The 22532-nt window shown below is 74.9% G+C and carries 23 protein-coding genes; 19 read left to right on the top strand and 4 right to left on the bottom strand.

Features of this window, described 5'->3' with window-relative positions; translation table 11 throughout:
- Nucleotides 1-163: 163 nt before the first annotated feature.
- Nucleotides 164-787: a transglycosylase family protein gene (locus tag E9565_RS22890; protein WP_304505875.1), complete on the bottom strand. Its 624-nt coding sequence runs from the start codon at nucleotides 785-787 to the stop codon at nucleotides 164-166.
- A gap of 285 nt (nucleotides 788-1072) precedes the next feature.
- Here E9565_RS22890 and dop point away from each other — a divergent pair, with 285 nt between their 5' ends.
- The 7 genes from dop to pafA all read left to right on the top strand — a co-directional run bounded on the left by dop (nucleotide 1073) and on the right by pafA (nucleotide 7144).
- The gene (gene dop, locus E9565_RS03190; protein WP_255715235.1) at nucleotides 1073-2578 is read left to right on the top strand and encodes a depupylase/deamidase Dop; all 1506 of its coding nucleotides are present in this window, start codon (nucleotides 1073-1075) and stop codon (nucleotides 2576-2578) included.
- Nucleotides 2579-2693: 115 nt separating this feature from the next.
- A complete protein-coding gene (locus E9565_RS03185) occupies nucleotides 2694-2903 on the top strand; it encodes a ubiquitin-like protein Pup (protein WP_091932414.1) in 210 nt (69 codons plus the stop codon).
- A 317-nt stretch (nucleotides 2904-3220) separates the two neighbouring features.
- Nucleotides 3221-3529: an endonuclease VII domain-containing protein gene (locus tag E9565_RS03180; protein WP_255725599.1), complete on the top strand. Its 309-nt coding sequence runs from the start codon at nucleotides 3221-3223 to the stop codon at nucleotides 3527-3529.
- A gap of 98 nt (nucleotides 3530-3627) precedes the next feature.
- Nucleotides 3628-4485: a proteasome subunit beta gene (gene prcB, locus E9565_RS03175; protein ID WP_236827554.1), complete on the top strand. Its 858-nt coding sequence runs from the start codon at nucleotides 3628-3630 to the stop codon at nucleotides 4483-4485.
- Between the two features lie 3 nt (nucleotides 4486-4488).
- The gene (prcA, locus tag E9565_RS03170; protein WP_236834046.1) at nucleotides 4489-5352 is read left to right on the top strand and encodes a proteasome subunit alpha; all 864 of its coding nucleotides are present in this window, start codon (nucleotides 4489-4491) and stop codon (nucleotides 5350-5352) included.
- Nucleotides 5353-5382: 30 nt separating this feature from the next.
- Nucleotides 5383-5730, top strand: coding sequence for a hypothetical protein (locus tag E9565_RS03165; protein ID WP_236834045.1), 348 nt, complete (start codon nucleotides 5383-5385; stop codon nucleotides 5728-5730).
- 55 nt (nucleotides 5731-5785) lie between these two features.
- The gene (gene pafA, locus E9565_RS03160; protein WP_236827549.1) at nucleotides 5786-7144 is read left to right on the top strand and encodes a Pup--protein ligase; all 1359 of its coding nucleotides are present in this window, start codon (nucleotides 5786-5788) and stop codon (nucleotides 7142-7144) included.
- A 104-nt stretch (nucleotides 7145-7248) separates the two neighbouring features.
- On the opposite strand, the gene E9565_RS03155 is transcribed toward pafA, so the two are convergent.
- Nucleotides 7249-8406: a DUF3866 family protein gene (locus E9565_RS03155; RefSeq protein WP_236827547.1), complete on the bottom strand. Its 1158-nt coding sequence runs from the start codon at nucleotides 8404-8406 to the stop codon at nucleotides 7249-7251.
- A 76-nt stretch (nucleotides 8407-8482) separates the two neighbouring features.
- Between E9565_RS03155 and E9565_RS03150 the strand changes: the two genes are divergently transcribed.
- The 8 genes from E9565_RS03150 to E9565_RS03115 all read left to right on the top strand — a co-directional run bounded on the left by E9565_RS03150 (nucleotide 8483) and on the right by E9565_RS03115 (nucleotide 16532).
- Nucleotides 8483-9475: a YafY family protein gene (locus E9565_RS03150; RefSeq protein ID WP_236834044.1), complete on the top strand. Its 993-nt coding sequence runs from the start codon at nucleotides 8483-8485 to the stop codon at nucleotides 9473-9475.
- Nucleotides 9472-10455, top strand: coding sequence for a YafY family protein (locus E9565_RS03145; RefSeq protein WP_236834043.1), 984 nt, complete (start codon nucleotides 9472-9474; stop codon nucleotides 10453-10455). The genes E9565_RS03150 and E9565_RS03145 overlap by 4 nt, the downstream gene beginning before the upstream one ends.
- A 9-nt stretch (nucleotides 10456-10464) precedes the next feature.
- Complete coding sequence (locus tag E9565_RS03140) at nucleotides 10465-10671, top strand: hypothetical protein (protein WP_236827542.1); 207 nt, start codon at nucleotides 10465-10467, stop codon at nucleotides 10669-10671.
- 89 nt (nucleotides 10672-10760) lie between these two features.
- Entirely contained in the window at nucleotides 10761-11090 is a 330-nt protein-coding gene (gene tatA / locus E9565_RS03135; RefSeq protein ID WP_236827541.1) for a Sec-independent protein translocase subunit TatA, read from the top strand.
- Between the two features lie 25 nt (nucleotides 11091-11115).
- Entirely contained in the window at nucleotides 11116-12051 is a 936-nt protein-coding gene (tatC, locus tag E9565_RS03130) for a twin-arginine translocase subunit TatC (protein ID WP_236827539.1), read from the top strand.
- Nucleotides 12052-12056: 5 nt separating this feature from the next.
- A complete protein-coding gene (locus E9565_RS03125) occupies nucleotides 12057-12953 on the top strand; it encodes a diacylglycerol kinase family protein (RefSeq protein WP_236833489.1) in 897 nt (298 codons plus the stop codon).
- A 123-nt stretch (nucleotides 12954-13076) separates the two neighbouring features.
- The gene (locus E9565_RS03120) at nucleotides 13077-15914 is read left to right on the top strand and encodes an RNA helicase (protein ID WP_236834042.1); all 2838 of its coding nucleotides are present in this window, start codon (nucleotides 13077-13079) and stop codon (nucleotides 15912-15914) included.
- 225 nt (nucleotides 15915-16139) lie between these two features.
- Nucleotides 16140-16532, top strand: coding sequence for a DUF4333 domain-containing protein (locus E9565_RS03115; protein WP_236833488.1), 393 nt, complete (start codon nucleotides 16140-16142; stop codon nucleotides 16530-16532).
- An 18-nt stretch (nucleotides 16533-16550) separates the two neighbouring features.
- Here the strand turns inward: E9565_RS03115 and E9565_RS03110 are convergent, their stop codons facing one another.
- The gene (locus E9565_RS03110; protein ID WP_236827579.1) at nucleotides 16551-17468 is read right to left on the bottom strand and encodes a 5'-3' exonuclease; all 918 of its coding nucleotides are present in this window, start codon (nucleotides 17466-17468) and stop codon (nucleotides 16551-16553) included.
- A gap of 136 nt (nucleotides 17469-17604) precedes the next feature.
- On the opposite strand from E9565_RS03110, the gene E9565_RS03105 reads away from it, so the two are divergent.
- From E9565_RS03105 to E9565_RS03095, 3 genes are read left to right on the top strand one after another with little or no spacing between them, the layout of a single operon-like run.
- Nucleotides 17605-18756 carry a Xaa-Pro peptidase family protein gene (locus E9565_RS03105; RefSeq protein WP_236834041.1) on the top strand — a complete coding sequence of 384 codons (1152 nt, stop codon included), beginning with the start codon at nucleotides 17605-17607 and terminating at the stop codon, nucleotides 18754-18756.
- On the top strand, nucleotides 18731-19198 hold the full coding sequence (locus E9565_RS03100) for an Lrp/AsnC family transcriptional regulator (RefSeq protein WP_308113111.1): 468 nt from the start codon (nucleotides 18731-18733) through the stop codon (nucleotides 19196-19198). Before E9565_RS03105 ends, E9565_RS03100 begins: the two co-directional genes overlap by 26 nt.
- Nucleotides 19199-19239: 41 nt before the next feature.
- A complete protein-coding gene (locus tag E9565_RS03095) occupies nucleotides 19240-20331 on the top strand; it encodes an Rv2578c family radical SAM protein (protein WP_236834040.1) in 1092 nt (363 codons plus the stop codon).
- 7 nt (nucleotides 20332-20338) lie between these two features.
- Here the strand turns inward: E9565_RS03095 and E9565_RS03090 are convergent, their stop codons facing one another.
- The gene (locus E9565_RS03090; protein ID WP_236827530.1) at nucleotides 20339-21184 is read right to left on the bottom strand and encodes a hypothetical protein; all 846 of its coding nucleotides are present in this window, start codon (nucleotides 21182-21184) and stop codon (nucleotides 20339-20341) included.
- Between the two features lie 165 nt (nucleotides 21185-21349).
- On the opposite strand from E9565_RS03090, the gene E9565_RS03085 reads away from it, so the two are divergent.
- Complete coding sequence (locus tag E9565_RS03085; RefSeq protein ID WP_236834039.1) at nucleotides 21350-22528, top strand: glutamate--cysteine ligase; 1179 nt, start codon at nucleotides 21350-21352, stop codon at nucleotides 22526-22528.
- Nucleotides 22529-22532: the final 4 nt, after the last annotated feature.

Below are 22532 nucleotides of genomic sequence, written 5' to 3'. Positions count from 1 at the left end.
CCGGAGGCCCGGCCACCTGCGCGGTGGCCGGGCCGCCCGTCTGTCCGCGGCCGCCCCGAGCCGGCGGCTCGCTGATGATCAGGTGACCTGATCATCAGGGGTCCTGGCTCACGATCGGTGGTGAGCCAGGACCCCTGGTGCTGAGCCAGGACGGCGACGGGCCTCAGCCCAGGCGGAGCACCTGGCCGGGGTGGATGAGGCCGGGGTCGGCGCCGATGACGTCGCGGTTGGCGTCGTAGACGGCGGTCCAGTCCAGGCCGGTCGATGCGGCGATCCGCGACAGGGTGTCCCCGGCCTGGACGGTGTACTGCTGCCCGGCGTCGGCCGGCGCGGGAGCGGGTGCCGGGGCCGGTGCCGGGGCCGGGGCCGGTGCCGGGGCCGGTGCCGGTGCCGCGGCACTACCTGCCTTGTCGGCCTCGGTGAGCCCGAGCTTCGCCGAGCATGCCGGCCAGGCGCCCCAGCCTTGCGCGGCGAGGGTCTTCTCGGCGACCGCGATCTGCTGCTCGCGGGTCGCCAGGTCGGCGCGCGAGGCGTACTCCAGGCCGCCGAACGCCTCCCAGGTGGGCTGGTAGAACTGCAGGCCGCCGTAGTAGCCGTTGCCGGTGTTGATCGCCCAGTTGCCGCTGCTCTCGCAGTCCGCGAGGCGGTCCCACGTGGCGCCGTCAGCGGCCGCGGCCGTGCCGGCGCCGAGGAACGGGGCGACCAGCGCGGCCCCGGCGACGGCGACGCCGGCGGCAGTGCGGCGGATGGTGCGGGTGGACGTGCGGGTGGTGCTGCGCTCGGTCATGGTCCTCTCAGAACGGCGGGCGCCCGGACGGCCGGGCCAACGGAGGGCACGGCGCGCTCCACCCACGGAGCCGGATCGACGGAGGAGGCGCGGCCGCTGGGCGGAGAGGGCGCGCGGCGCGTCCTGAGCCTGCGGCGGACCGGCTCGACGGCCGTGATCCGCGCAGGACCCCGATGACCGCTCGGTGCGGCCGGGGCACGACCGAGGCTACGGAACCGTTCCGGCATGTGCCAGGGCACCGGTGCGGCACCCGGGGGGTGGGCGGCCGCGGCCTAGGGTTGGGCCATGAGCGTGCGGCGGGTCATGGGCACCGAGGTCGAGTACGGCATCTCGGTGCCGCGGCAGCCGGGCGCCAACCCGACGACGCTGTCCAGCCTGGTGGTGAACGCCTGGGCGGTGGCCGAGGCGCCCACGCCGCGCCGGCCCCGGTGGGACTTCGAGGAGGAGTCGCCGCTGCGCGACGCCCGCGGCTTCGACCTGACCCCGGCGCAGGCGCTGGACCACAACGACCTCGACGAGGACACCGGGATGGCCAACGTCATCCTGACCAACGGCGCCAGGCTGTACGTGGACCACGCGCACCCGGAGTACTCGACGCCGGAGGTCACCACCCCGCGCGACATCGTGCTGTGGGACAAGGCGGGGGAGCGGGTGATGGCCGAGGCCGCCCGGCGGGCCGCGCAGGTCCCCGGCACGCAGCCCATCCAGCTGTACAAGAACAACACCGACGGCAAGGGCGCCTCCTACGGCGCCCACGAGAACTACCTGATGGACCGGCGGACCCCGTTCATCGACATCATCCGCGGGCTGGTGCCGTTCTTCGTGACCCGCCAGGTGTTCGCCGGGTCGGGCAAGGTCGGCATCGGGGTGGAGAGCCGGACGCCGGGCTTCCAGCTCTCGCAGCGCGCCGACTTCTTCGAGGTCGAGGTCGGCCTGGAGACGACGCTGAAGCGCCCGATCATCAACACCCGCGACGAGCCGCACGCCAACCCCGACGAGTACCGCCGGCTGCACGTGATCATCGGTGACGCGAACCTCGCGGAGCTCTCGACCTACCTGAAGGTCGGGACGACGTCGCTCGTGCTGGCCATGATCGAGGGGCGGGCGCTCCCGCCGGACCTCGCCGTCGAGGAGCCGGTGGCCGAGCTGCAGGCGGTGAGCCACGACCCCTCGCTCACCCACAAGCTGCGGCTGCGCGACGGCCGGCGGCTGACCGCGATCGAGGTGCAGCGGCTGTACCTGGAGCGCGCCGAGCGCTTCGTCGAGACCCGCGGGGAGCGCGACGAGCAGACCGACGACGTGCTGCGTCGCTGGGCCGCGGTGCTCGACGACCTCGAGGCCGACCCGATGCGCCTGGCCGACCAGCTGGACTGGCCGGCCAAGCTGCGCCTGCTGGAGGGCTACCGGTCGCGCGACGGCCTCGAGTGGACCGACTCGCGGCTGCAGATGGTGGACCTGCAGTACTCCGACGTCCGGCCGGACAAGGGGCTGTACAACCGGCTGGTCGCGCGCGGGGCGATGCAGCGCCTGCTCACCGACGAGGAGGTGGCCCGGGCCGTGCTCGCGCCGCCGTCGGACACCCGGGCGTTCTTCCGCGGCGAGTGCCTGCGCCGCTTCCCCGCGCAGATCGCCGCGGCCTCGTGGGACTCGGTGGTCTTCGACCTGGGGCGGGAGAACCTGGTGCGCATCCCGACGATGGAGCCGCTGCGCGGCACACGGGAGCACGTGGGGGCCCTGTTCGAGGCCTCGGCGACCGCGCAGGAGCTGGTGGACACGATCACCGGCCCCTGACCGGCCGTCCACGGGCACCTCGGCGTCCACCGCGCCCGGCCGGTGGCCGCCGGATGTCGGCTGCTGCGGGTAGCTTCTCGATCAGCACCAGCCACGAGAAGGACCGGAGGGCAGCATGGCCACCAGGGACACCGGCGGGCAGCAGAAGGCGACGCGGTCGCGCGAGGAGAACGAAGAGATCGAGGCCTCGGTCGACTCCGACGTCGCCGAGCGCCACGAGAAGATGTCCGAGGACGTCGACTCGCTCCTGGACGAGATCGACGACGTGCTCGAGGAGAACAGCGAAGAATTCGTGCGTGCTTACGTCCAAAAGGGCGGCCAGTGATCGACCTCGTTCCGTAACTGCTGCTGATGGACACGAGGTTCTGTCGCGATTGCGGCCGGCATCGTCCGGCCAGCGCATCCACAGCGAACAAGCATTCTCGCGACCGCCTCGCGTTCTACTGCCGGAGCATCTCGCCGATCGGCCCGCGCGCAGCCGGGACGCGCGGCGGGTGAAGCCGCGCGTCAACCGACGCGCACCGGACGGCCTGGTGGTGGTCCCGAGCGAGCTCGAGTGGTTACGCGACCTACTGCCCGCCCTGCCACAACCAGCGGGGCAGGGCGTCACGGGCGAAGGTCGGTGGATCTCGCACTCATCACTTGTCCCGTCGGCACGGGACCACTGCCCCCGAGGCTGACCTCATGCTCGAGTCGCAGGGCGGGGTGTGCGCCATCTGCCGCACCGCGTCGCCGACGCACGTCGAGCACGACCACGCGACCGGCGCCGTTCGCGCGCTGCTGTGCTTCACCTGCAACGGCGGCCTCGGTCAGTTCCGCGACGACCCAGTGCTCCTCCACATGGCCGCCTTCCACGTCGAGCACCACGAGCAGCAGCAGGCGATGGCTCTCCTCCAGGAAGCCATCACGGAGGACCCGGACGGCCGAGCCGACGTCAGCGGCCGCCGGTAGGGTCGCTGACGACGTCCGGGACCGCGTCCGAGCAGCACGGAGCGGTACCCGGCAGGCTGCGGTGCACGCCGGCGGGAGCAGGCGGGAGAGGCGGATGGGTGAACGAGTCGTCAGCTGGCCGGAGCGGGTTCCCGCCCGCCTACCTGGACCGGGTGGGTTCCTCGTTCACCGACTTCCTGGCCGCGTCCGCGCCCGACCTGCTGCCCGGCCGGCGCCCGGTCCCGCAGCTGCCCGTGGGTGACGTCGCACCGCACGGCACCACGATCGTGGCGGCCACCTACGAGGGCGGCGTCCTCATGGGCGGCGACCGGCGCGCCACCATGGGCAACCTGATCTCCAGCCGCGACATCGAGAAGGTCTACCCGGCCGACTCCTACAGCGTCATCGGCATCGCCGGGGCCGCGGGCATCGCCATCGAGATGGTCAAGCTCTACCAGGTCGAGCTCGAGCACTACGAGAAGATCGAGGGCCTCACCCTCAGCCTCGACGGCAAGGCCAACCGGCTCGCCCAGATGATCCGCGGCAACCTCGGCGCGGCGCTGCAGGGCCTGGCCGTCGTCCCGCTGTTCGCGGGCTTCGACCTCGACGCCGCGCCCGGCGAGCTCCCGGGCCGCATCTTCAGCTACGACGTCACCGGCGGGAACTACGAGGAGCGTGGCTACTCCGCCGTGGGCTCCGGCTCGCTGTTCGCCCGCAACAGCCTCAAGAAGACCTGGCGCCGCGGCCTGGACGCCGCAGAAGCGACCCGCACCGTGGTCGAGGCCCTCTACGACGCCGCCGACGACGACTCCGCCACCGGCGGCCCCGACCCGGTGCGGCGGCTCTACCCGATCGTCTACCGGGTGGACGCCGAGGGCACCGTCCGGCTGACCGACGCCGAGGTCGCCGCCGTCGCGGACGCCATCGTCGCCGAGCGCGCCGCCGCCGAGCGCCAGAACTCCGCCGGGGAGGCCTGAGCCATGACCATGCCGTACTACGCCTCAGCCGAGCAGGTCATGCGCGACCGCTCGGAGTACGCCCGCAAGGGCATCTCCCGCGGCCGCAGCGTCGCCGTCGTCACCTACGCCGACGGGGTCCTGTTCATCGCCGAGAACCCCAGCTCCACGCTGCACAAGGTCGGCGAGATCTACGACCGCATCGGCTTCGCCGCCGTGGGCCGCTACAGCGAGTTCGAGAGCCTGCGGGTCGCCGGCGTCCGCCTCGCGGACGTGCGCGGCTACTCCTACAACCGGCGCGACGTCACCGGCCGGGTCATCGCCAACGCTTACGCCCAGACCCTCGGGGCGATCTTCACCGAGCAGATGAAGCCCTACGAGGTCGAGCTCTGCGTCGCCGAGGTGGGCGAGAGCCCCGAGCGCGACCAGCTGTACCGGCTCACCTTCGACGGCTCGGTCGTCGACGAGCCCGACTTCGTGGTGATGGGCGGGCAGGCCGACACCGTCACCACCCACCTGCGCGAGAACTTCCACCGCGGCATGGGCCTGGCCGACGCGCTCCGGGTCGGCGTCGACGCGCTCTCGGCGGTCAGCCCGGCCACCGCCGGGGCCGGTGACGGCGGCCCCACGCGGCTGACCGCCCAGCAGCTGGAGGTCGCCGTCCTCGACCGCCGGCGGCCCAAGCGGGCGTTCCGCCGCGTCGTCGGCGCCGCGCTGCACACCCTGCTCGGCGACGGCCAGACCGGCGAGACGGAGGCACCCCCGCCCGGGCACGTGCCCAGCCACCCCGCGCCGGGCACGCCCGCCGGTCTGGGTGATCCGGCGGCGCCCGACACCGCCGGTGGCACGCCCGACACCGGCGACGGGCACCCGCAGAGCGATCGGTGAACGCCGTCGGTGACGGGTAGGGGAGCGGGCATGCCGGACTACGAGCTCAACGACGACGCGGTCACCCGGGCGAAGAAGCTGATCGACGACGGCGCGTTCGACGACCGGACCGAGTGGTCCGACGCCGCACCGTCGGCCGACGACGGCAACGCCGAGATCGACGCGCACGGCTGGGAGGGCTACGCCGCCTGGCACCTCGCCGTCGACCCGGACGCCGGGGAGCAGACCAAGAAGCGCTACCACTTCCCGTACGGCGACTTCTCGAAGGTCAACCGGGCGGCGCTGATCCACGGCAAGCAGCGGGCGTCGCAGAACGGGCACGACGAGATCGAGCGCGCCTTCGACGGGCTCCTGCAGCGGCTCGACGCGAAGCGGTAGCGCTCCCGCGGTCCGGCGGCGGGCCGCTGTCGCTCCCGGCGCCTAGTCTCGAACCGTGGAACGACGGATCTTCGGCATCGAGACCGAGTACGGCGTCACGTGCACCTTCAAGGGGCAGCGGCGGCTCTCGCCGGACGAGGTCGCCCGCTACCTGTTCCGCCGGGTCGTGTCGTGGGGCCGCAGCTCCAACGTGTTCCTGCGCAACGGCTCGCGGCTCTACCTCGACGTCGGCAGCCACCCCGAGTACGCCACAGCGGAGTGCGACGACCTCGGCGAGCTCGTCGTCCACGACAAGGCCGGCGAGCGCATCCTCGAAGGGCTGCTGGTCGACGCCGAGCAGCGCCTGGCCGAGGAGGGCGTCACCGGCGACATCTACCTGTTCAAGAACAACACCGACTCCGCCGGCAACAGCTACGGCTGCCACGAGAACTACCTCGTCGGCCGGCACGGCGAGTTCGGCCGGCTCGCCGACGTCCTGATCCCGTTCCTGGTCAGCCGGCAGATCGTCGTCGGCGCCGGCAAGGTGCTGCAGACCCCGCGCGGGGCCCTGTACTGCGTCAGCCAGCGCGCCGAGCACATCTGGGAGGGCGTCTCCAGCGCCACCACCCGGTCCCGGCCGATCATCAACACCCGTGACGAGCCGCACGCCGACGCCGAGCGCTACCGCCGCCTGCACGTGATCGTCGGAGACTCGAACATGAGCGAGACGACGACGCTGCTCAAGGTCACCATGACCGACCTCGTGCTGCGCATGATCGAGGCGGGCACCCCGATCCGGGACATGACGCTGGAGAACCCGATCCGGGCGATCCGCGAGATCAGCCACGACATGACCGGACGGCGCAAGGTGCGGCTGGCCGGCGGACGCGAGATGTCGGCGCTGGAGATCCAGTCGGAGTACCACAGCCGGGCCACCGAGTTCGCCGACCGCGAGGGCGCCACCCCCGTGCACCGCCAGATGCTCGAGTTGTGGGGGCGGGTGCTCAAGGCCGTCGACAGCGAGGACCTGAGCCTGATCGACCGCGAGATCGACTGGGCCATCAAGTACAACCTGCTCGAGCGCTACCGGGCCAAGCGCGACCTGCCGCTGTCCTCCCCGCGCATCGCCCAGATGGACCTCGCCTACCACGACATCAGCCGCACCCGCGGGTTGTACTACCTGCTCGAGCGCAACGGCCAGGTCGACCGCGTGGCCCACGAACCGCGCATCTTCGAGGCCAAGAACGTGCCCCCGCAGACCACCCGGGCCCGGCTGCGCGGCGAGTTCATCCGCAAGGCGCAGGAGAAGCGGCGCGACTTCACCGTCGACTGGGTGCACCTCAAGCTCAACGACCAGGCCCAGCGCACCGTGCTGTGCAAGGACCCGTTCAAGTCCGTCGACGAGCGCGTCGAGAAGCTCATCGCGTCGATGTGATCTGCGGTCCTCCGGACCGCACCGCGGCCAGGTGCCGTCCCGGCCTGCGTGGAGCCGCTGCTTCGCGCCTGCGCGGGACCCTCCGGGCCCCACTCGGCGCGATCTCACTCGCCGGGGGCGGTCCCTCCCGTCTCCACGGCCGCAGGCGCGGTCTCGAGGTCCACGGGCACCTGGAGGGCGGCGTAGCGGCCGGCGGCGGCCGCCGCCAGGAAGTAGGCGCGCTCCTCGGGGTAGCCGCGGCCCATCGTGCTCAGCGGCACCGGCGAGAGCCCCAGCGCCGTCTCCAGCCCGTCGGTGTCCACCCAGACGACGGTGTTGCGCTCCGGCTGGCTCGCGAGGTCCTCGTCGACCTGCCCGCCGAGCTCGGAGGAGAGCCCCCGCGGCGCCACCAGCGTCACGCCGCCCAGCGCGACCCGCCCGAACGCGGTCAGCGAGTGGTGCGAGACGCCGCGGTGCCGCGGGCGGGGGTCGGCGTCGGAGATGCGCAGCGCCCCGACGGGCACCCCGCCGAGCACGCTGACGGCGTTGCACGCCTCACCGGCGGCCACCCCCGAGAAGCCCCACGGCGTCCCCGTGCCCAGGTTCCCGGGCCCCTGGGTGACGATCGCCAGGTCGGCGCCCAGTACGTGCCGGGCGGCCAGCAGCCCGGTGTGCAGGGTGACCGCCTCCAGGTCGCCCCCGAAGGCCTGGCCCACGGTGACCACGCCGGCCAGCGAGTTCTTCAGCGCGCCCACCGTGCGGGAGAACGCCGCGGGCAGCGCCCCGCCGTCGGTCATCACGTAGGCGACCTTCAGGTCCGGGTCGGTGGCGAGCATCCCGATCAGCACCGCCGGCAGCGCCGAGTGCAGGTCCGCCACGACCACCGGCATCCCGTCGAGGTCCTCGGCGTCGGCGATCGTCGCGTGGTGCTCGGTCTCCTGCTCGTCGACGCCCTGCACCATCACCTGCAGCGGCGTGTACCGGGCCTTCACCAGGTGCCCGGGGCCCTCCGGGTCCGGCGGCAGCCGGTCGGGGACGGCGACCACGAGGGCGTAACCGCCGGTGCCCAGGCCCCGGGCCAGCGCCGTCGTGTTGAGCAGCACGTCGTCGCCCACCTCGGGCACGCCCACCAGCGAGGGGTACGCCAGCGCCCGCAGCTCGCCCTCGCCGGCCACCTCGGCGGTCAGCTCCAGCGCATCCCGCCAGGAGCGACCGGTCGCGGTGACCCGCCCGCGCCGCCAGCGGATCCGGGACGCGGGCGCGGGGGGAGCAGCACTGGTCATACCCGCAGGCTATCCAGGGGGCCGGCGCGCGGCCGGGCGGCAGCGGGCCCGCGGCGGCCTGACTAGCCTGAGGGCCATGGCGGCCAAGCGGGCGGAACGACTGGTCAACCTGGTCATCGCGCTGCTGAGCACCCGGCAGTACGTGACGGCGGCGCGCATCCGCGCCACCGTGCCGGGCTACGAGGCCGACGACGGCACCGACCGGGCCGACGAGGCGTTCAAGCGCATGTTCGAGCGCGACAAGGCCGAGCTGCGCGAGATGGGCGTGCCCCTGGAGACCGGCCGCACCAGCGTCTTCGACACCGAGGACGGCTACCGCATCGCCCGGGCCGACTACGAGCTCCCCGAGATCCACCTGACCGGCGAGGAGGCCGCCGCCGTCGGCCTGGCGCTGCGCTTCTGGGAGTCCGCGCAGCTCGCCGGCGCCGCGCAGAGCGCCCTGGTCAAGCTGCGCGCCGCCGGGGTCGACGTCGACTCCTCCCGCACGCTGCCGATCAAGCCCCGGATCGACCGCGGCGAGGCCGCCTTCGAGCCCTGCTACGCCGCGGCACGCGACCGGCGCCGGCTCCAGTTCGACTACCGGCGCCCCGACGAGGACACCGCCGTCCGCCGCGACGTGCAGCCGTGGGGCGTCGTCGCCTGGCGCGGACGCTGGTACATGGTCGGCCAGGACCTCGACCGCCAGGCACCGCGGGTGTTCCGGCTCTCCCGCGTCGTCGGCCGGCCCGCGGCCGTGGGCCCGGCCGGGGCCTTCGAGCCGCCGGCCGACCTCGACCTGACCGCGGTCGTCGCCGGGCAGCAGGTGCAGAGGGAGGAGCAGCTGGTGGTGGTGCGGGCCCGGCCCGGCACCGCCGTGGGGCTGCGCCGGCACGCCACCTCGCTCGGCCCGGCCGACGACGGCAGCGGCGGGGTGGAGGACCGGCTGGAACTCCGCACCACCGAGCCCCGGGCGCTGGCCGACCAGATCGCCGCCCACGGCCCCGACGTGGTCGTGGAGGCGCCGACCTCGATGCGGGACGCCGTCGTCGCCCGGCTGACCCGCCTGGCCGCGCTGGAGGTGCGCGCGTGACCGCCACCGGCACCACCGACCGGATGACGCGGCTGCTGGCCCTCGTCCCGTACCTCACCGCCCGCCCCGAGGGGGTGGCGGTCGCCGAGGCCGCGCGCGACTTCGGCGTGCCGGAGCGGCAGCTGCAGCGCGACCTCGAGCTGCTGTGGATGTGCGGCCTTCCCGGCTACGGCCCGGGCGACCTGATCGACGTCGCCTTCGAGGGCGACCGGGTGCGGGTCACCTTCGACGCCGGGATGGTGCGCCCGCTGCGGCTGACCACCGACGAGGCCGTCGCGCTCGTCGTGGCGCTGCGCACGCTGCTGGAGCTGCCCGGCCTGGCCGAGCGCGACGCGGTGAGCCGGGCGCTGGCCAAGGTATCGGCGGCGGCCGGGGACGCCGCGGCCCGGATGGCCCCGCTGGCCGTGAGCGTCGACGCCCGCGAGGAGACCCTGGCGATCGCCCGCCGCGCGCTCCAGGACGGGCGGGCGGTGCACCTGCACTACTACGTGCCGGCCCGCGACGAGCGCACCGAGCGCACGGTGGACCCGATGCAGCTGCTGTACGTCGACGGCCACTGGTACCTGGAGGCCTGGTGCCGCCGGGCCGAGGGCGTCCGGCTGTTCCGGCTGGACCGGGTCGACGAGGCGACGGTCCTGGACGAGCCGGCCGCGGCACCGCCCCAGGCCACCAGCCGCAGCATCGACGACGGCCTGTACCAGCCCGGGCCCGGCACCCCCGCCGTCCGGCTCCGGCTGGACCGCAGCGCCCGCTGGGTCGCCGACTACTACCCGACCGAGGACGTCACCCCCGTGGACGACCCGCCCGGCGGGCTGGCCGTCACGGTCCGCACCGCGGACCTGGCCTGGGCGCGGCGGCTGGTCGCCCTGCTGGGCGGCAGCGCGGTGGTGGAGGAGCCGGCCGAGCTCGGGGCGCAGGTGGCCGCCGAGGCGCGGGCCGCCCTGGCCCGGTACGGGCTCGCGTCCGGCGACGCGGGCTAGGGTGCGGCCGTGGTGTTCTGGATCGTGCTCGGCGTGGTCGTCGTCCTGGCGTTCGCCGTCCTCGGCGTGGTCGTCCACGGGGTGCTCGGGGCCGTCGGCCGGCTCACGCGGGAGCTGGCCGCAGCCGAAGCGGAGGTCGCCCCCGTGCGCGCCGGGCTGCAGGACTCCGCCGACCGGGCCGCGCGGCTGCGCGACGCCCGGGCGTCGGTGGGCTGAACGCCCGACGAACCCGCGCGCAGGCCTCTGGGAATCGGCGCCCGGCGGCGTAGCATCGCCGCAGCACCCACACCTCTGGAGGACGCGCCATGGCCGGACTCGGCCCCCTGGAGATCGGCCTGATCATCCTGGCCATCCTGCTGCTCTTCGGCTACAAGAAGCTGCCCGACGCCTCGCGCTCGCTCGGCCGCTCGCTGCGCATCTTCAAGGGCGAGATGAAGGGCATGAAGGACGACGACGTCCGCAGCAAGGACGCCGCGCGCACCACGCCGGTGCGCGGGGAGATCGTCGCGCCCGCGTCGCCGGCCTCGGACGACCAGGCCGCGCGGCTGCAGGAGGAGGCGCGCCAGGCCGAGCTGCGGGCCGCGGAGCTGCGGGCCCAGGCCGACCAGGCGCGCGCCGCCGACCGCACCCGCTGACCGCACCGCACCTGGGGGGACGGCGGTGAGCGAGGCGACCCGTGGCGCACGGCGGCGTCGGCGGCCACCCCGCGACGCCCAGGCGACGATGAGCCTCATCGCGCACCTGACCGAGCTGCGCAACCGCATCCTCAAGGCGGGGCTCGCGATCCTGGTCGCCACCGCGATCGCCTTCTGGTGGTACGGCCACGGGCTCGGCGAGTTCATCCGCGCCCCGTACTGCGGCCTGCCCGAGGACCTCCGGTACGCCGGGGACGACGCCGGCGGCTGCGGGCTGCTGATCACGAACGTCTTCGGCGGCGTCTTCATCCGGCTCAAGGTGTCCTTCCTCGCCGGGGTGGTGCTCTCGGCGCCGTTCTGGCTCTACCAGCTGTGGGCGTTCATCACCCCGGGCCTCAAGCGCAACGAGAAGCGCTACGGCGTCGGCTTCGTCGCGGTCTCCTCGACGCTGTTCGCCCTCGGCGCCGTGCTGGCCTACGTCTCGCTGTCGGCGGGGCTGGAGCTGCTGCTGAGCCTGGCCGGCGACGGCGTGGTCGTGGCGCTCACCGCGCAGGACTACATCGGCTTCGTGCTGTCGCTGCTGGTCGCGTTCGGGGTCAGCTTCGAGGTGCCGCTCATCGCCGTGGCGCTGAACCTCGCCGGGGTGCTCAGCTACGAGGTGCTGTCCAAGAGCCGCCGGTGGATCTTCTTCCTCACGATCGTCTTCGCCGCCTTCGTCACCCCCACGCAGGACCCGTTCACCATGCTGCTGATGGCCGGGCCGATGATCGTGCTGTTCGAGCTGGCCATCCAGCTCGCCCGGATCGTCGACCGGCGCCGGGCCCGGCGCGCCGCCGCCGAGCACTTCCACGACCTGGACGACGACGTCGCCTCGCCGCTGGACGCCACGCCGTCCCGGCTGGACGCCCAGCCCTCGCAGCTGGACGAACCGGCCGAGCGCGCGCCGTCGGCCCGCAGCTGACGGCGGTGCAGGCCGCGGTCCTGGTCAGCCCGGCGGCCGGGCGGGGCCGCGCCCGCACCGTGGCCCGGGCCGTCCTCGACGCGCTCCGCGCGGAAGGCGTCGCGCCCCGGGTGCTGGACGCGACCACCCGGTCCGACGCGGAACGCCAGGCGGCGGAGGCGGTCGCGGAGGGCGCCGGCGCGGTCGTCGCGGTCGGCGGTGACGGCGCGGCGCACGCCGGGCTGCAGGCGGTCGCCGGGACGGCGGTCCCGCTCGCCGTCGTCCCCGCCGGCACCGGCAACGACCTCGCGCTGGCGCTGGACGTCCCGACCGACCCGGTGACCGCTGCCCGCGCGGCCGCGGCCGACCTGCTGGCCGGGCGTTCCCGGGCGCTGGACGCGGGCCGCACCGCCGGCCGCTGGTGGGCGACCGTGCTGTGCTGCGGCTTCGACTCGGCCGTCACCGACCGCGCCAACCGGCTGCGCTGGCCCCGTGGCCGCCGGCGGTACGACCTCGCCGTCCTGGCCGAGCTGGCCCGGCTGCGCCCCTACGAGGTGACGCTGGCGCTGGACGGCGTCACCCGCACCCTGCCCGCCACGATGGTCGCCGTCGGCAACACCGCCTGGTACGGCGGGGGTCTGCGGATGTGCCCGGGCGCCGACTACGCCGACGGGCTCTTCGACGTCACCGTCGTGGGGCCGGTCTCGCGCCGGGAGCTGGTGCGCACGCGCCCCCGGCTGGCCGACGGCACGCACGTCGAGCACCCCGCCGTGACGGTGCACCGCGCCGCCCGCGTGGAGCTCTCCTGCGCCGGGGTCAGCACCTACGCCGACGGGGAGCTCGTCGCGCCGCTGCCCGCCGTCACGGAGTGCGTGCCGGGCGCGCTCACCGTCGTCGGCGGCGGCCCCGCCTCGATCCGCTGAGCTGATCGTGCGGTGTCCTCCCTCGGCGTGGGCGGTGAGGGAGGGCCCCCGGTGGTCAGGGGAGCTGATCGCCGCCAACCGCCGTGGCGCGCCGTCCCGCGGGCGCGCGCCTAACGTGGAGGCATGTCCAGCCCCGCTGAGCGGTACGCCGCTGCCCGGCGGCGGACCTCCCACCCGACGCTGGCCGACTTCACCGCCGAGCTCGGCTTCTCCCTGGACCCGTTCCAGGTCGAGGCGTGCGAGGCGCTGGAGGAGGGCTCCGGCGTCCTGGTCTGCGCGCCGACGGGCGCCGGGAAGACCGTGGTGGGCGAGTTCGCCGTGCACAAGGCTCTCGCCGAGGGGCGCAAGGCCTTCTACACGACGCCGATCAAGGCGCTGTCCAACCAGAAGTACAACGACCTCGTCGAGCGCTACGGCGCCGACCGGGTCGGCCTGCTGACCGGCGACAACGCCGTCAACGGCGACGCCCCCGTGGTGGTGATGACCACCGAGGTCCTGCGCAACATGCTCTACGCGGAGTCCCCGGCGATCGCCGGCCTGGGCTACGTGGTGATGGACGAGGTCCACTACCTCGCCGACCGGTTCCGCGGGGCGGTGTGGGAAGAGGTCATCATCCACCTCCCGCAGTCGGTCACCCTGGTCTCGCTCTCCGCGACGGTGAGCAATGCCGAGGAGTTCGGTGAGTGGCTGGTGACCGTGCGCGGCCACACGAAGGTCGTGGTCAGCGAGGTCCGTCCGATCCCGCTCTGGCAGCACATGCTCGTCGGCAACCGGGTGTTCGACCTCTTCTCCCTGCGCCCCGCCGCGCACGCGGGCGAGCACGGGGAGGGGCCGCGGCCGCTGTCCACGCGGGAGCGCGGGGCCTCCGTCGTCGACCCGGAACTGGTCCGCTTCGTCCGGGAGCAGGAGCGCCGGCTCGACAGCTGGGGCGGCTCCGGCCGCCGCGAGGGCCACCACCGGCCCCGGTACCGGCCCCCGGCCAGGTCCGACGTCGTGGAGCGCCTCGACCGGGCGGGGCTGCTGCCGGCGATCACCTTCGTGTTCAGCCGCAACGGCTGCGACGCCGCCGTGCACCAGTGCCTGCTCAGCGGCCTGCGCCTCACCGACGAGGCCGAGCGCGCCGAGATCGCCGCGATCATCGACGAGCGCACCGGCTCGCTGCCGGAGGAGGACCTGCACGTCCTGGGCTTCTGGGAGTGGCGCGAGGGGCTGCTCGCCGGCCTCGCCGCCCACCACGCCGGCCTGGTCCCGGCCTTCAAGGAGACCGTCGAGGAGTGCTTCGTCCGGGGCCTGGTCAAGGCCGTCTTCGCCACCGAGACGCTGGCGCTGGGCATCAACATGCCGGCGCGCACCGTCGTCCTCGAGCGGCTGGTGAAGTGGAACGGCGAGGCGCACGTCGACGTGACGCCGGGCGAGTACACCCAGCTCACCGGCCGGGCCGGGCGGCGGGGCATCGACGTCGAGGGGCACGCCGTCGTCGTCTGGGCGCCCGGCATGGACCCGAGCGTCGTCGCCGGGCTGGCCAGCACCCGCACCTACCCGCTGCGGTCCTCCTTCCGGCCCAGCTACAACATGGCGGTCAACCTGGTCAGCTCCTTCGGCCGCGCCCGCGCCCGGGAGCTGCTGGCCAGCTCGTTCGCGCAGTTCCAGGCCGACCGCTCGGTCGTCGGGCTGGCCCGCGCAGCGGCCCGCCACGAGCGGGACGCCGAGCAGTTCGCGGCGGAGATGCACTCCGACCGCGGCGACGTGGGCGCCTACGCCCAGCTGCGGCGGGAGATCGCCGAGCGGGAGAAGGAGCTCTCCCGCGACTCCCAGGCCAAGCGCCGGCTCGAGGCCGCCGACGCGCTGGCCGCCCTCCGCCCGGGCGACGTCATCCGCGTGCCCAGCGGCCGGCGGCAGGGGCTGGCCGTCGTGCTCGACCCCGGCATCACCGACCTGGCCGATCCGCGGCCGCTGGTGCTGACCGAGGACAAGTGGGCGGGCCGGCTGGGGTCGGTGGACTTCCCGACCCCGGTGCAGGTCCTGGCCCGGGTGAAGGTGCCCAAGAACTTCAACCACCGCAGCCCGCACGCGCGCCGCGATCTCGCCTCGACCCTGCGCAACGCCCGGGTGGAGCACGACCTGGGCGCGCGCCGGGTGACGAAGGGCCGCTCCGCGGCGGCGGACGACCCGGTGCTGGCCGACCTGCGCCAGGCGCTGCGGCACCACCCCGTGCACCAGCTGCCCGACCGCGAGGAACGGGTGCGGGTGGCCGAGCGCTGGCTGCGCGCGGTGCGCGAGGCGGAGTCGTTGCAGCGCACGATGGCCGAGCGCACCGGCTCGCTCACCCGCCAGTTCGACCGGACCTGCGACGTCCTCGAGGAGCTGGGCTACCTGGTCCCGGAGGCCGCACCGCTGGTGCCGGCCGACACCGAGGTGGCCGGGGCCCTGGACGACGTGCCGGTCATCACGGACGACGGCCGGCGGCTGGCCCGCATCTGGTCGGAGGCCGACCTGCTCACCGCCGAGTGCCTGCGCGCGGGCGTGTGGCGGGGCCTGAACCCCGCCGAGCTGGCGGCCGCGGTCTCCACGCTGGTCTTCGAGGCGCGGCGGGACATGCCCGGGCTGCCCGCGGTGCCGGCGGGCAAGGTCGGCGCCGCGATCGGGGCGATGCGCGGCATCCGCTCCCGGTTGCAGGACGTCGAGCTCGACCACGGCGTGCCCGCCGGCCGCGACCTGGACCTGGGGTTCGCCTGGGCCGCGTACCGCTGGGCCGACGGGCAGAGCCTGGACCGGGTGCTGGCCGGCGCGGAGCAGGCCGGCACCGAGCTCTCCGGCGGGGACTTCGTCCGCTGGGCGCGGCAGCTGCTGGACCTCCTCGACCAGCTCGGCAAGGTCGCCGACGACCCGGTCGCGCGCACGGCGCGGGCCGCCGTGGACCGCATCCGACGCGGGGTCGTGGCCGTCGCCGTCGGCGGCTGACCGGCGGGTCGCCGCCCGCGGCGCGGCCGGCGGGTGGGGCAGAATTCGATCGGCCCCGACGGGGCACCCACCGACCCGGGAGCGACGATGACCCAGCCGCCCTACGGCGACCGGCCGCAGGAGGGGCCCGGGCCCTCCGGTCCGCCCGCGTACGGGCCGCCCCGCGCCCCGCAGCGGCCCGGCTGGTCGCCTCACGGCGGCTCGCCGCCGCAGTCCACGCGTCCGGTGCCGTACCCCGCACCCGCGCCGCACGGCGTCCCCGGCTACGGCCCGCCCGGCTACGGCCCTCCGGCGCCGCGGTCGTCAGGGAGCCGGCGCCGCGCGGGCCTGCTCCTGCTGCTCGCCGCCGTCGCACTCGCGCTGGTCGCCGGGGTGGCGCTCCTGGCGGCGACGACCGGGCCGACCGTCCTCTCCCGCTCGGCCGTCGAGCGGGATGTGGCCGAGCAGTTCCAGCAGCGGGAGGGTGTCGCCGTCGACCTGGACTGCGAGCAGGAGATGCACGTGGAGCCGGGGGCCACCTACGAGTGCACCGGCGTCACGGCCGACGAGGAGCAGGTCACCCTGCGGATCGAGATCACCGACGCCGACGGCGCCCGCTACACCTGGAGCGAGCCCTGACCGGCGGCTGAACCCGGATCAGCCCACCGCGTCGGCCGGCCAGCCCAGCGCCGCGCCCAGGCGCCCGAGCGAGGACTGCAGGCCGTGCCGCTCGGCGAGGGCGGCCAGCGCCGCGGGATCGGCGGGGGAGCGGGGGAGCGTCCCCTCCACGGCCGGCAGGTCGACGTCGCGCGCCACCGCGACCACCACCGGGGCGGCGTCGAGGTAGCCCGCAGCCGCGTGCAGCTTCTTGAGCACCGCGGCGGTCAGCGGGGGGGACGGGACGACGGTCCGTGCCACGGCCGCGCGGATCCCCGCCAGGTCGCCGAACTCGCCGATCAGCGCCGCCGCGGTCTTCGCGCCCACCCCGGCGACGCCCGGCAGCCCGTCGCTCGGGTCGCCGCGCAGCACCGCGAAGTCGGCGTAGGCGCGGCCGGGGATGCCGTACTTGGCGGTGACGGCGGCCTCGTCCACGTACTCCAGGTCGGAGATCCCGCGGGCGGTGTAGAGGACGCGCACACCCCGCGCGTCGTCCACGAGCTGGAACAGGTCGCGGTCGCCGGTGACGACGTCGACCGGGCCGCGGGCCCGGGTGGCGAGCGTGCCGATCACGTCGTCGGCCTCGTAACCGGGGGCGCCGACGCGGGCGATCCCCGCTGCGGCCAGCACCTCGACCAGGACCGGCACCTGGGGCCCCAGCTCGTCGGGGGTCTCCTCGCCGCCGTCGGGCGCCAGGCGGTGCGCCTTGTAGGAGGGCAGCGCCTCGACCCGGAAGGCCGGCCGCCAGTCGTCGTCCCAGCAGGCGACCAGCCGGTCGGGGGCGTGCGCGGTGACCAGCCGGGCCGTCATGTCCAGGAAGCCGCGGACGGCGTTGATCGGCCGCCCGTCGGGCGTGGTGACGCTGGTGGGGACGCCGTAGAAGGCCCGGAAGTACAGCGACGCGGCGTCCAGCAGCATGGTGGTCACGCCTGCGCACCCCCGACACCACGTGCCGTCGTCCGCCCGTGCCTCGCGCGCTCGCCCACGTCCGCGGACGGTAGCGGTACGGCAACGATTCGGGAGCACCCCCGTCCCGCCTGGCTACTCTGCGCCGGTGGGAAACGCGCCAGAACCCGGATCCGGCCCGCTCGTGACGCTCGACCGGCTGCACGCCGCCCGCGCCGTCGCCGGGGAGCTGGGCATCGACCTGCTCGTGCTCACCCCGGGTGCCGACCTGCGCTACCTGTGCGGGTACGCCGCCCACGCGATGGAGCGGCTGACCGCCCTGGCGGTGCCGCGCCGCGGCGAGCCGTTCCTGGTCGTGCCGCGGCTGGAGGCCCCGATGGTCGACGCCGGCCCCGCGGGCACGCTCGGGCTGGAGGTGCTCGCGTGGGACGAGACCGACGACGCGTTCGCCGTCCTGGCCGGGGCGTCGGTCAGCCGACTCGGCGCGGCCCCCGCCCGCGTCGCCGTCGGGTCGCGCACCTGGGCCGAGCACGCCCTCGGCGTCCAGCGGGCGCTCCCCGGCGCCGCCCTGGAGCTGGCCTCACCGGTCGTCGACCGGCTGCGCATGGTGAAGACCCCGGCCGAGGTGGAGGAGCTGGCCCGGGCGGGCGCGGCGATCGACCGGGTGCACGCCCGGATGGGGGAGTGGCTGACCGTCGGGCGCACCGAGGCCGAGGTGGGGGCGGACGTCGCCGCGGCGATCCTGGCGGAGGGGCACGTCGCGGTCGACTTCACCATCGTCGGGTCGGGCCCGAACGGGGCCAGCCCGCACCACGAGCTCTCCGACCGCGTCGTCGAGGCCGGTGACCTGGTGGTGGTCGACATCGGCGGCGAGACCTCGACCGGCTACCGCTCCGACTGCACCCGCACCTACGTCGTCGGGGGCCGCCCGGACGCCGAGGTCGCCGAGTGGTACGCGGTGCTGCACGCCGCGCAGCAGGCGGCGACCGCCGCGGTGCGCCCGGGCGTGCCGGCCGAGGAGATCGACGCCGCCGCCCGCTCGGTCATCACCGGTGCCGGCTGGGGCGGGTACTTCATCCACCGCACCGGCCACGGCATCGGGCTGGACTCCCACGAGGCGCCCTACATCGTGGCCGGCAACGGGCTGCCGCTCGAGCCCGGCATGGCCTTCTCCGTGGAACCGGGCATCTACCTGCCCGGCCGCCACGGCGCCCGCATCGAGGACATCGTCGTCTGCACCGACGACGGTGTCCGCGTGCTCAACAACGGTCCCCGTGAGCTCGTCGAACTCCCCGGCTGAGCCAGGCGCGGTCGACGTCGACCGGGCGCTCATGGCGGCACTGGCGCGCGACGGGCGGGCCAGCTTCACCGAGCTGGCCGACCGGGTCGGCCTGTCGGTCTCGGCGGTCCACCAGCGGGTGCGCCGGCTCGAGCAGCGGGGCCTGATCACCGGGTACCGGGCCACGCTGGACGCGACCCAGATCGGGCTGCCGCTGACGGCGTTCGTGTCCATCACCCCGACCGACGTGCAGACCGACGACGCCCCCGCGTTGCTGGCGCACCTCGACGCCATCGAGGAGTGCCACGCCGTCGCCGGGGTGGAGAGCTACATCCTCAAGGTGCGGGTGGCCTCGCCCGACGCGCTGGAGAACCTGCTCAAGGAGATCCGGTCGGCCGCGAACGTCACCACGCGCACCACCGTCGTGCTCTCCACCTCCTACGAGGCCCGACCGCCGATCTGACGCAGCTGGACACCGGTTCGAACGTGTGTTCGGATGGGGTCATGCGGTGGGACGCGCAGCGGCTGGACCTCGACGAGCCCGGGGCGCTGCCGGGCATGCCCAGCATCCGGGGCCTCCTGCGCAGCGTGCAGGTGCAGGAGTTCCCGGGGCTGACCTTCCACGAGGTGCGATCGAAGAGCGCGCTGAACCGCGTGCCGGGGGAGTCGGCGATGCCCTTCCCGTGGACGATCAACCCCTACCGGGGCTGCAGTCATGCCTGCCGCTTCTGCTTCGCCCGGCGGACGCACGAGTACCTGGAGTTCGACAGCGGGCGCGACTTCGACCGTCAGATCGTGGTGAAGACCAACCTGGTGGAGGTGCTGCGGCGGGAGCTGGGCCGGCCGTCGTGGCAGCGCGAGCACGTCGCCCTGGGCACGAACACCGACCCCTACCAGCGCGCGGAGGGCCGCTACCGGCTGATGCCCGGTGTCATCGGCGCGCTCGCCGGCTCCGGGACGCCGTTCTCCGTGCTCACCAAGGGCACGCTGCTCCGCCGGGACATCCCGCTCCTGGCCGCTGCCGGCCGGGAGGTCCCGATCGGCCTCGCGATCTCCCTGACGACCTGGGACGACGACCTGCACGCCGCGCTCGAGCCGGGGGTGCCGACACCGAGGGCACGGCTGGACCTGGTCCGCGCCCTCGCCGATGCCGGGCTGCCCTGCGGCGTCTTCCTCGCGCCGGTGCTGCCCGGCCTCACCGACACCCGGGAGCACCTCGACGCCGCGCTCGGCGCGATCGCCGCGGCCGGCGCGACCGGGGTGACCGTCATCCCGCTGCACCTGCGCCCCGGCGCCCGGGAGTGGTTCATGGCCTGGCTGGGCCGCGCCCACCCGGAGCTGGTGCCGCGGTACGAGCGGCTCTACGCCCGCCGGGCCTACGTGCCGGCGGAATACCGCACCTGGCTGGCCCGCCAGGTGGCACCACTGCTGGCCCGGCACGGCCTGGACCGGCAACCCGGTGGAGCGGCACGCCAGGTGGAGGTCCAGGGTGTCCCGGGGGACGAGGAGGTGGGCTTCCCCGCCGGCAGCCTGCCCGAACGGGCGTCGGGCTCCGCAGCGGTGACCCGCCCGGCCGAGCAGCTGACGCTGCTGTGAGCCGCCCTCAGCCGCCGGCGCGGGCCGCCCGGGCGGTGGCCCGCGCGGCCCGAACCACGCCCCGGGCGCCGACCGGCGGTGCGCCGGCCGCCAGGGCCAGCCGGCGGTAGCTGTCGTAGGAGAGCAGGCGGTAGACGGCGGCGAGCTCCTCCACCGCCTCCCGCCGGGACGGCGTCACCGTCGCCCGCAGGTAGCCCACGGTGGCACGCACGTGCTTGGTGAAGGTCGCCTGCAGCGCCTGGTTGGACAGCCGACCCCCGACGCGGGAGTCCAGCCCCGGGCCCCGACGCAGCGCAGGGAGCACCCACGGGCTCGCGGCCAGCGCCGGGAACTGCCCGCGCGTCGCCTCCCAGGCGTGCCAGGCGGTGAGAGCGCCGGGCACGGCCCATTCGCCGTCGTCGGTCGCGATGAGCAGGCGGCGCGCGGTCGCCCGCACCTGGTCCCGCCGCAGCGAGCGGAACGTCCCGACGGGGGCCGGCCAGCCCAGCGCCAGCGCGCACCAGGCCACCGACCGCAGGTGCTCGGGATCCTCGGCCCGGATCCGGGTGAGCGGTCGCAGGTCCAGCCGCGGCGGGTCAGGCTCGGGGGTGACGGGCAGCGGCAGCGCCAGGCCGCCGTAGCGGGCGACCTTGCTGTACAGCGCGACGGTGGCCGGCTTCCACCCCCGGGCGGCGGCCAGCACGTCGAGGCCCTCGGCCGCCAGCTCGTCAGGCCCCCGGTCGAGCTCCACCGCGGCGTCGGCGAGCCGGCGCCACTGGTCCTCGTACCCCGGCGGCGGCCGCAACCGGGCCCAGGCGCGCGCCGGAGGTAGGGCGGGCATCTCGGGCAGCGGCTGCTGCCACGCGCGTGGCATGGTCGCACACTACCGTTATCCCCAACAAAATCACGACAATAGTTTGTCGTCACCTGCCGAACCTCCTCAGAGGCGCCCTCCGGGCGCCGGAGCAGTAACACCCCCGGGAGGGTGACGCCGGCCTTTGACGCTGCACCCGTCGACCACGCTCCGGATCATGGAGCAGTGCGGACGGTGGGCGTCGAGGAAGAACTGCTCGTGGTCGACGCGGACGGCAGCCCCGTCGCCCGGGCACCGGAGGCGCTGGCGGTCGCGGCACGGCGGGGCGAGGGGGAGGACGTGCACCAGCACGACCTCGAGGAGCGGGGCGACGACGCCGACGTCCCGGAGACGGCCCAGCTGGTGCCCGAGCTCAAGGCGCAGCAGCTCGAGCTGGGGACGCCGGTGTGCTCCACGCTGGCCGAGGTCGACACCCAGCTGCGGCACTGGCGCTCCCGAGCCGACGCGGCCGCGCGTGCCGTGGGCGCCCGCGTCGCCGCGCTCGCCACCTCACCGGTCGACGTGAGCCCGGTGCCGACCAAGGGGGAGCGGTACGCACGGTTGCACGAGGCGTTCGGGCGGACCGCCGAGGAGGTGCTCACCTGCGGCTGCCACGTGCACGTGCAGGTGGTCGACGACGAGGAGGGCGTCGCGGTGCTCAACCGCATCCGCGTCTGGCTGCCCGTGCTCACGGCGATCAGCGCGAACTCGCCGTTCTGGCAGGGCCGGGACACCTCCTACGCGAGCTTCCGGTCGCAGGTCTGGCACCGGTGGCCCTCCGCGGGGCCCACCGGTCCGTTCCGCGACGCGGGGGAGTACCACCGGCTCGTCGAGGCGGTGCTGGCGACGCGGACCGTCCTCGACGACGGGATGGTGTACTTCGACGCCCGCCTGTCGGCCGGCTGGCCCACCGTCGAGGTCCGCACCGCCGACGTGCTGCTGCGGGTGGAGGACGCCGTCACGCTCGCGGGGCTGGTGCGCGGCCTGGTCGAGACCGCCGCGCGCGACGCCCGCGCCGGGGGAGCGGTCCCCGAGATGCCGTCCGAGGTGCTCCGCCTGGCCGGCTGGCGCGCCTCCCGCTCAGGTCTGTCCGACGCGCTCGTGCACCCGCGCACCGGCCGGCCGGCCCCCGCGGGCGACGTCCTCGCCGATCTGCTGGAGCACGTCCGCCCCGCCCTGGCCGACGCGGGGGACGAGCAGCGGGTGCGCGACGGGGTGGGCGCGCTGCTCACCCGCGGGACGGGAGCGGAGCTGCAGCGGCAGGTGCACCGGGAGACCGGGGACCTCGCCGCCGTCGTCCGGGCGGCGGTCGACGCCACGGCGGGGCAGGAGACCCCCCGGGCAGCTACCGTGGCCAGCCGTTAGATTC

The organism is Blastococcus sp. KM273129 (assembly GCF_021698995.1).
In the GTDB taxonomy this organism is placed as follows: domain Bacteria; phylum Actinomycetota; class Actinomycetes; order Mycobacteriales; family Geodermatophilaceae; genus Blastococcus.
Note: the sequence above shows the minus strand (reverse complement) of the source record. Positions and strands in the feature narration are given on the sequence as shown.